The following is a 6,589-nucleotide window of genomic DNA, read 5'->3' on the forward strand; positions in this document are numbered from 1 at the left end:
TCCCTACCAAATGCGAGTCAAATCAAGCACAAAACCCGGCATTACTTCATGGCAATCTATTTGCTTGGGCAACGTTAAAATCTCTCTTGCTTGGGAAGAACGATAAATCTCAACCTGTTGATTTTGGGGATTGATCAATAACCCTAATCGCACCCCCAACCGTCGATACTCTTGCATTTTTTCCTGCAATGGTTTCAGATTATCCGTTGCGGATCGGAGCTCAATGACAAAATCCGGTACCACGGGAATAAAGCCGACTATTTCGATCCCTTCAAGCTTCGATTGTTCGATCCACGACACATCCGGCGACAATTTGCCGCCCCCCAATGAAGTGAAATCATAGCCACAGGAAGAGTCAAACGCCTGACCTAGATTGGCTTGGCGATTCCAAAGGCCAACATCAATGGCCAGATCAAGATTTTTTCGGCTAGTTTCTCCCCCCGCTGGTGCCATCACAATTAAGTCCCCATCTTTGGTTAACTCAAGCCGTAAGTCTGGGTTATCAAGGCAAAGCTGATCGAAATGCTCCGGCGAGACTTTTAAAGTGACATGGCTCACATCCAGCAACAATGCCCCTTGATCGATTAAGCTAACTGGCGGGGTTAGGGTTGCCATAACTTCTCCTCGGTTCACTGAACATTGGGATAGTTAACCATTTTTGTTTTGGTTGACTTCAATTCTAATCACTTCCTTTGGCACAAAGTTGACAAAGCCCGAAGAATTCTAGGGTGTGATAGTAAATCCGAAAAGAATAATTAGCCTGCAAATTTTCCTCTAGGGATTGCACAGGACAACCCTGAATGGGTACCGATTCCCCACACTGCAAACAGGTCAAACAATGTTGATCCTGCTCTAGGGTTTGGTAGAGTAGTTCCCCTGTCATGGTGGCTTGATGTTGGATAAATCCAGCTAACTTGAGGGCATCCAAAGCTCGGTACACGGTGGCCAAACCAATTTTTTTCGTTTCCCGTAGTTTGGTAAACAGGGCTTGGGCCGACAGGGGCTCCGTTTCCCTTTGCAAAGCTTGGAGCACCAGTCTTTGGTTGACTGTGAGGGACTCTAGGCGAACGGCAAGGGAAGGAGTGGGAAGACTCATGACAATGGTGAGGAATTATGCAATGATAATGATTATCGTTTATTGTCCTATGCCAAAGGGATAAATTTCCCATCAGCTTGATCTTCACTGTATTGCACATCGGTAATGTTCATTTTCCCCACTGTTCCCCGCTTTGTCCAATCCCTTGGTGTTGCTTTTGTTCTGGGTTTGGGCACCCTAGGCTGTCAGCCTGCTGTTGAGCAGGTCGGGCAAAATGGTCAAGTTGAGGATGCTCCGGTGGCAGATGCCATGGATATTACGGTGAGTATTCCACCCCAACAATACTTTTTGGAAAAAATTGGTGGTGACTTAGTTCGAGTTAGCGTACTGGTACCGGGTAATAATGATCCCCACACCTATGAGCCCAAACCCCAACAGTTGGCGGCCCTAAGTGAAGCAGAAGCCTATGTTTTGATTGGTCTTGGTTTTGAGCAACCGTGGTTGGAGAAGTTAAAGGCGGCCAATGCCAATATGAAGTTAATTGATTCGGCCCAAGGCATAACCCCCCTAGAAATGGAGGAGCATGACCATAGTCATGGGGAGAAGAAAGGTCACGATGACCATAGCCGCGATGACCACGACCATGGGTCAGAGTCAGAAAAGGAAAAAGCTATGGGAGCAGTGATGGTGGCGGACCCCCACATTTGGTTGTCCCCTACCTTGGTGAAACAACAGGCCACCACGATCGCCAAAGGCTTGACCGAATTGGACCCGGATAATCAAGAACAGTATGAGGCTAATTTAGCTGCATTTTTAGCGGAACTAGAGCAGTTAAATCAAGAGTTAGGACAAATATTGCAGCCTTTACCCCAAAGGAAATTTATTGTTTTCCATCCTTCTTGGGCTTACTTTGCTCGGGATTACAACTTGGTACAAATTCCCATCGAAGTGGAAGGGCAAGAACCCAGCGCCCAGGAATTGAAACAGTTAATTGATACGGCCAAGGAAAATAATCTAACCATGGTGTTTGGGGAAACCCAGTTCAGCACCAAAAGTTCCGAGGCGATCGCCGCTGAAATCGGAGCGGGGGTGGAATTACTCGATCCTTTAGCCGCTGATTGGTCTAGCAATCTCAAAGCCGTTGCCCAAAAAATCGCCAATGCTAACAGTGCCCAGCCCTAATGCCAACGTCCCCATGGTTGATTCCCTACTCTCCCAACCAGTAATTGCCGTTGAAAATTTATTCGCTGGTTATGGCACGACGCCAGTGCTAGAAAATATTAACCTGCGGGTGGAGGAACGGGATTTTCTGGGCTTAATTGGCCCCAATGGCGGGGGAAAAACCACTCTGCTCAAAGTACTGTTGGGCTTAATTCAACCCCAGCAAGGTACGGTGCAAATTCTGGGGCGATCGGTAGAGCAGGGACGTCGCTATATAGGCTATGTGCCCCAATGGTTAGAGTTTGACCGGGCGTTTCCGGTGCGGGTGTTGGATGTGGTCAGGATGGGTCGTTTAGGGCGGGGTAAGTTATTTCGCCGTTATCACCAGCAGGATGAAGCCATTGTGCGCCGTTGTTTAGAGCAGGTGGGCATGGGAGATTTAGGCGATCGCCCTTTGGGGGCATTGTCGGGGGGACAACGGCAACGGGTTTACATTGCCAGGGCCCTAGCTTCCCAACCGCAGATTTTATTGCTGGACGAACCCACTGCTAACGTGGACAGCAAAGTGCAAAAAAGTATTTATGAGTTGTTGGGGGAACTGAATCAAACCATGACTATTGTGATGATTTCCCACGACCTGGGGGCCATTTCTCGCTACGTCAAAACCGTTGGTTGCCTTAACCGCAGTTTGCACTATCACCAGGAGAAATTTATCACCCCCCAGATGATTGAAGCCACCTATCAATGTCCCGTGGATTTAATTGCCCATGGTGTGCCCCACCGAGTTTTCCCTAGCCATGATCCAGCTTTACCCGGGTTAGATGCAACCAATGGCCAGGGGCATACAGCGGAGTGTCACCATGATTGAGGCGGTGGTCCAGGCGTTGCAATACGAATTTATGCAAAACGCCATCGTAGCTAGTTTGCTGGTCAGCTTAGCCTGTGGATTAATTGGCTCTTTTATTGTCATCAACCGCATGGTTTTCATTAGTGGTGGGGTGGCCCACGCGGCTTATGGGGGCATTGGTTTGGGCTACTATTTTGCCTTTAATCCTCTCTGGGGAGCGTTTGGCTTTTCCCTAGTTATGGCTTTGGCCATGGGTTGGGTAGCAAGGAAATATCAACAGCGCAGCGACACGTTAATTGGGGTGATGTGGGCCCTGGGCATGGCGATCGGCATCATGTTGATCGATTTAACCAAAGGTTATAAAGCCGATGTGGCTAGTTATCTTTTCGGCAGTATTTTGACGGTGCCCCGGCAGGAACTCTGGCTCATGGCAGGGCTAGACCTCTTGATTATCATTTTGTTGTTCTTACTTTATAAAGAGTTTTTAGCCATTTCCTTTGACCCCGTTTATGCCACTACCCGTAATTTGCCGGTGGATGTTCTTTATCTAACTCTAGTGGCGGCCATTGCTTTAACGGTGGTGATGGTGATGCAATTAGTGGGATTAATTATGGTCATTGCCCTGTTGAGTATTCCAGCGGCGATCGCCGGTCAGTATGTGCGGGATGTGCCCCAAATGATGGCGGTGGCCAGTGGGTTAGGCATGGTCTTTTGTAGTGTTGGATTAGCTCTTTCCTACAGCTTTAACCTTTCCTCTGGAGCAACCATTATTTTGGTGGCCAGTATTGCCTATCTGATCAGTTTGGCTTTTAGACGCTGAGAACGTGTCTGGAAAGTTTTATTCCGCCCCCTAAATTGACTCACTAAAGCTCCGGCCTAAAAAGGGGAGGGGGACTTTCGTGAGCATTTCCCCCTTCCGCAGGGGGGCTAGGGGGGATTAAACAGCCAAAACCCAGCTTTTGAAACACGGTCTGAGGAATCTTCCCCGTTTTTCCCATTCCACCTTCCAGGGTCAAAAAACTTTTTCCTTTCAATAAACCTGGATTAATTTTGTTGGTGACCAATTCTCGATACATGGCCAACTCTTGGGAGAGCAATTCATAGCGGGGCTTGCCATAGAGGGTCCAGGTCTTGATGTTGGATTATCCCCCTTCCGGCTTAGCTCGGTATTTTGGCTTGGATGAAAAAATTGGGCAATGATGACAAAAAAAGTTTCAAGCTGGGATAGTTGGGGAATTTCGATGGTGTACAATTTTGTCAACGTCATTTTTATGGCAATAGAGGAGCAATTTAGAGCAATTTTTGTTTATTTGTCGATTTGTTGAGCTTTTATTACCGTGGCTATTCTTGATCCTCTCGCCCTCAGCGCCGTTTACGAAAACCTGATTCAGTTCGCCGACTCTCCCCACTTTTGGCAAGACTTAGAAATTATTTTTGGCTCTAGCTTTAATCGAGCTAAGGCGGAAGAACTCCGGCAACAATGGCAAGCAGAGGATTTTAGCCAGTTGCCGCCGATCAGAATTTTAGACCAGGGCATGGCTGGTTTGTTAGGAGCCTACGCCCAGAGCACAGACACCATTTATCTCAATCAAACTTTTCTAGAGACGGCCTCCCCCGCTCAGATACAAGCGGTTCTGCTGGAGGAAATTGGCCATGCCATTGATGCCCGCTTAAATGTGGTGGATAGTCTTGGGGATGAAGGGGAGATTTTTGCCCATGTAGTTAGTGGCATTGAGTTAGATGATTTAGGATTACAATCTCTCCGTTCTCAAAAAGATAACTTCACCATTTTTGTTGACGGAAATACAGTGCCAGTAGAGGCGGCGGTTTTTCTGGCAAGTAGTTTTACTGACCTTGTTACCGCCATCAACAATGCCAATAGTTCATCGGGAGCGGACACTATTCGGATAACTGGGGATATTCGACTGACGAGCTTCCTTCCCCTAATTACCAGTGATATTGAATTTATCGGCAATGGCTACACCATTAGCGGTGATGCCAATAACAACGGTGTTAACGATGCTGGAGATGTCTCCATTTTCTTTGTTAAAGAGGGCACCGTTAGTATTAGTAACCTAACTCTTTCCGGTGGTCGTGCCCAGGGGGGCAAGGGAGGGAATGGACTTCCTGGCGGTGGCGGTGGCATGGGAGCCGGGGGAGCTTTACTGATCAACTCTGGTAATGTCACCCTCACTAATGTCACTTTCTCCAACAATCAGGCGATCGGCGGCAATGGCGGTGACAATTTTGATGGAAGTGTCGGATTTACCGGCGGTGGTGGTGGTGGTGGACTCTCCGGCAATGGTGGCAATGGTGGGGCGTCCTCCTCGTCACCAGGAAATTACGGCGGTGGCGGCGGTGGACTGCGGGGTGACGGAGGTGAAGGTAGTGGCAGTTCCCCCAACCGTGTTGGTGGTGGTGGTGGTGGAACAATTGATAATGCCAGTGGTTTTGGTGTTGGTGGCAATGCCAATGGCGGTAATGGTGGCGTGGAGGGTACCAGTTCAGCAACTGCCGGTGGTTTTGGTGGTGGTGGTGGTGCTGCTGGTGGACTTAACAGCCCTAGTATTAGTGGTGCTAATGGAGGAGAATTCGGTGGTGGTGGTGGTGGCGTTGGCATAGCTTTCAGTGTTTCGGGCAAAGGTGGTTTTGGTGGTGGCGGTGGTGGTAGTAGCTTCGTCGCGGGTAGTGGTGGCTTTGGGGGCGGCAATGGCGGGGGCGATTCCATCGGCCCTTCTGGTGGTAGTGGAGGCTTTGGTGCCGGTGGAGGCGGGGGTGGCGGTTTTGTTGGCGGTGGCGGCGGTGCCGGATTAGGGGGCGCCATTTTTATCCGCTCCGGTTACCTGACTATGAGCGATACCACCTTTACTGGTAATAGTGCCACTGGGGGTAAAGGTGGGACGAACGCTGCCGATGGTCAAGGATTGGGGGGGGCTATTTTTGCTGTCACTGATGGGCTAAAAGATGAAGCGGGTGTTACCAAAGCCCCTACAGTGCTTTCCCTAGGAGGATTGCCCACTTTTAGCAATAACACTGCGCCTGATGATGCTGGTGATAGCATTGGTAATACTTACAACGACAACAACATCTTTGGCACGCTGGACATTGTTCTTCCGACCCTTTCCATCGATGACGTAAAAGTTAATGAAAATGCTGGGACAGCGACTTTTACTGTTAGCCTTTCCATTCCTGCGTTTACTAGTGGGGTTACATTCGACATTGCCACTGCCAACAACACAGCAACAGCAGGGCAGGATTACACAGCTCGGAGCTTAACCGGTCAAACTATTGCCGCAGGGGAATCTACCTATACTTTTACTGTTGATATCAAGAGCGGAAACCTCTCAGCGGCAACAGAAACATTTTTCGTCAATGTTACCAACGTTACAGGAGCAAATGTTCTTGAGGGCCAAGGTCTTGGAGCTATTGTCAATGTCAACGAAGCACCAACAAATATAACCCTTGACAATACTAAAATTGACGAAAATACTAACACTAGTGGTGGGTTAAAAGTAGCGGTTGTTACTATTACTGATCCCGATGCC

6 protein-coding genes are annotated in these 6,589 nt (G+C 48.7%); 4 read left to right on the top strand and 2 right to left on the bottom strand.

Going from position 1 to position 6,589, the window contains the following annotated elements; all coding sequences use genetic code 11:
• Window positions 1–3: 3 nt before the first annotated feature.
• Both BWK47_RS10645 and BWK47_RS10650 read right to left on the bottom strand, forming a co-directional pair.
• Window positions 4–615: a Uma2 family endonuclease gene (locus BWK47_RS10645; protein ID WP_162328619.1), complete on the bottom strand. Its 612-nt coding sequence runs from the start codon at window positions 613–615 to the stop codon at window positions 4–6.
• Window positions 616–679: 64 nt separating this feature from the next.
• Window positions 680–1,096, bottom strand: a complete 417-nt coding sequence (locus tag BWK47_RS10650) for a Fur family transcriptional regulator (RefSeq protein WP_162328620.1) — start codon at window positions 1,094–1,096, stop codon at window positions 680–682.
• Between the two features lie 105 nt (window positions 1,097–1,201).
• Between BWK47_RS10650 and BWK47_RS10655 the strand changes: the two genes are divergently transcribed.
• From BWK47_RS10655 to BWK47_RS17270, 4 genes are all read left to right on the top strand, one after another.
• Window positions 1,202–2,218 (top strand): metal ABC transporter solute-binding protein, Zn/Mn family, encoded by a 1,017-nt coding sequence (locus tag BWK47_RS10655; protein ID WP_162328621.1) that lies wholly within the window; start codon window positions 1,202–1,204, stop codon window positions 2,216–2,218.
• Between the two features lie 13 nt (window positions 2,219–2,231).
• Window positions 2,232–3,065, top strand: a complete 834-nt coding sequence (locus BWK47_RS10660) for a metal ABC transporter ATP-binding protein (RefSeq protein WP_237269608.1) — start codon at window positions 2,232–2,234, stop codon at window positions 3,063–3,065.
• Window positions 3,019–3,864 carry a metal ABC transporter permease gene (locus BWK47_RS10665; protein ID WP_162328623.1) on the top strand — a complete coding sequence of 282 codons (846 nt, stop codon included), beginning with the start codon at window positions 3,019–3,021 and terminating at the stop codon, window positions 3,862–3,864. The genes BWK47_RS10660 and BWK47_RS10665 overlap by 47 nt, the downstream gene beginning before the upstream one ends.
• 517 nt (window positions 3,865–4,381) lie before the next feature.
• The coding region (locus BWK47_RS17270; RefSeq protein WP_272487561.1) for a Calx-beta domain-containing protein at window positions 4,382–6,589 on the top strand (2,208 nt) is incomplete at its 3' end.

The organism is Synechocystis sp. CACIAM 05 (assembly GCF_010222815.1).
GTDB lineage: Bacteria > Cyanobacteriota > Cyanobacteriia > Cyanobacteriales > Microcystaceae > Synechocystis.